We start from the raw sequence: 2,076 nt of genomic DNA, 5'->3' as shown, positions 1-2,076 counted from the left end.
CTATTTATATGGAGTTCTATCTCTCGTTCATTATGATGGAGATCAAAATCAAAACTGCAATTATTCAAAGCAGAATTAATATCAGTGCTTTCCTCGATATAGTTTGCTACCACTCGGCGTTGAAACTTTAATCGTTTCTCTTCAAGATTGATAAAATCACTTAACTGAGCTTCAAACAATTCTTTATCAAAAAAAGACCAACCAGCTACTAGCGTAGCTGGCGTACTCCTATATGTTAACAAACCGACGGCTCTATCATGATACATAGCAGTAATTGCGATTGAGCTTGGTGTGGTCAATACTGCTGAATAGTTAGTTAGACAGTTTTCAAAGCACATCGACGTATCGTTTAGATGCTCATCAACTTCTAGTTTATCCTTTAAATAAGGATCAAAAATGCGATACGCAAATGGCACCCCTTGAGTATCTAGAACATCTTTAATATCATTAATCAAAGACACTAATCGTTTTTTTTCCCTCTCATCGAAGTACGGATTATTAGCAGTAGTAATCAGCACTTTCGCTTTTTCAGGCAAGGGTAATTTATTCTGCATTGACAACATCCGCGAAGGTAAATAATTTATTGTGCTCTTTATCCCTTTTAAAAGCTTTGACTCTAACTTACCAGGCACCAAAAAGAAATCCTGTATAATTGGTTCAAATTGAGTCAAGTTATACTTAGTAACCATTGGGTTAAAGTTTGAGTTAGCGAAGTCATAGATCCCATCAGCCACTAGTACAGTCGGTCTATTCATTTTCCTAAACTTAAGCGTTAATATAACATTATGTGGCACTGTATAAAATGCACAGACGAACGTATCGAATTCCTTTAATTTCGACATGTCATATTTGTAACGCTTCATCCCGTTAAATACGTACTCAAGTTCATCGTAATCGATGATGCCTAAGGAACGATAAAATTCTTCACTTTCAGAAAAGAGTATTTTTTGTTTTCTCAACTTTAGCACCAGTAGGATTATTTAAAATATCGAAAAAGCCATCGAGAGGGTGTTCAATATTCTGTGTCAGTCAATTTCCATAGGTCTATGTGATCATCCAGTCGGCCTTCGAAGTGAATGGTCAGCTGCGATAGCGTCAGCCTCCAGTTCTGCACCGGATGCACGGAAAACGCACCACGGAAAACGCATGAACATCCGCGTCATGAAAGGCTTCCCAGCACGGTCGCTAAGTACTCTTAGTCCATCGCGAACATCATTCGCTTGCGCTGAATCCCAGCTTTGAAACTCTTCTCTTGCTTTAATAAATTCAAAACCATTTGCCTTATTCGTGCAAAAACTTCAGCTCGGTCATCTACCCTAATTCGGCATGCGTCTTCTTTTAATCCAACATCGAGTTGCCAGTGCATTGATTCAATTAACCAGTGCGAGCGAGTGGCATCATGWARCTCTTTCGCTGTSAGTGCTTTTGARCTTATATAATAGCGCACAGAAATATCTGATTCGTCGGCGTGTTTGCCTTYTTGTCGAAYACTSAYCATGATGCCCATCGTTTTTAATTCAGGCCAATCATAAGCCAAATCACCTAATACACTTAAATCGGTATTGATGAGTGCACATCGTGTTTCTAAACGTCCATGCGATTTCTCTTGTGATGAGTAGCTATCACCATCAAAGTTTTGAAGCATTGAAGGCCGGTAATAATTATCAAACGCTTTGTCTAACTTACCTTGGTTTACTTTAACAGCGAGCAAATAATCGGCATTTTTATTAATGATTTTCTGTGCGATTTTTCGCTGACAACCCATGGCATCTATAGTAATTAAACACCCAGAAATATCGAGCAATTCCAGCAGCTTAGGTATTTCAGTAATCTCATTGGTTTTACTATTTACTTTTGACTGTCCGAGGCATACACCATTTTCGGTTGCGAACGCATTAATCATATGAATCGCAGCTTGGTCTGTTGCTCGGTTATATGAACCCCTCAGTGTTTTTCCATCAATGGCAACTACTTCACCATCCGTTAATTCATGACACGATTTCATCCATTCTATGAAGGCTTTTTGTAATGCTTTTGTACTGATGGTTCCCATCACTCTTGCAATCGTATCTGCCG

The 2,076-nt window shown here is 38.8% G+C and carries 2 protein-coding genes; both read right to left on the bottom strand.

Features of this window, described 5'->3' with window-relative positions:
• Positions 1-959: hypothetical protein (locus tag BZG79_RS14665; protein WP_199877959.1), on the bottom strand; the 959-nt coding region annotated here is incomplete at its 3' end.
• A 236-nt stretch (positions 960-1,195) separates the two neighbouring features.
• Positions 1,196-2,076, bottom strand: an 881-nt coding sequence (locus BZG79_RS14660) for an ISAs1 family transposase (RefSeq protein ID WP_077774772.1), incomplete at its 5' end; no start/stop codon positions are given.

It is taken from the genome of Salinivibrio sp. MA427 (genome assembly GCF_001996115.1).
In the GTDB taxonomy this organism is placed as follows: Bacteria; Pseudomonadota; Gammaproteobacteria; order Enterobacterales; family Vibrionaceae; genus Salinivibrio; species Salinivibrio costicola.
Note: the sequence above shows the minus strand (reverse complement) of the source record. Positions and strands in the feature narration are given on the sequence as shown.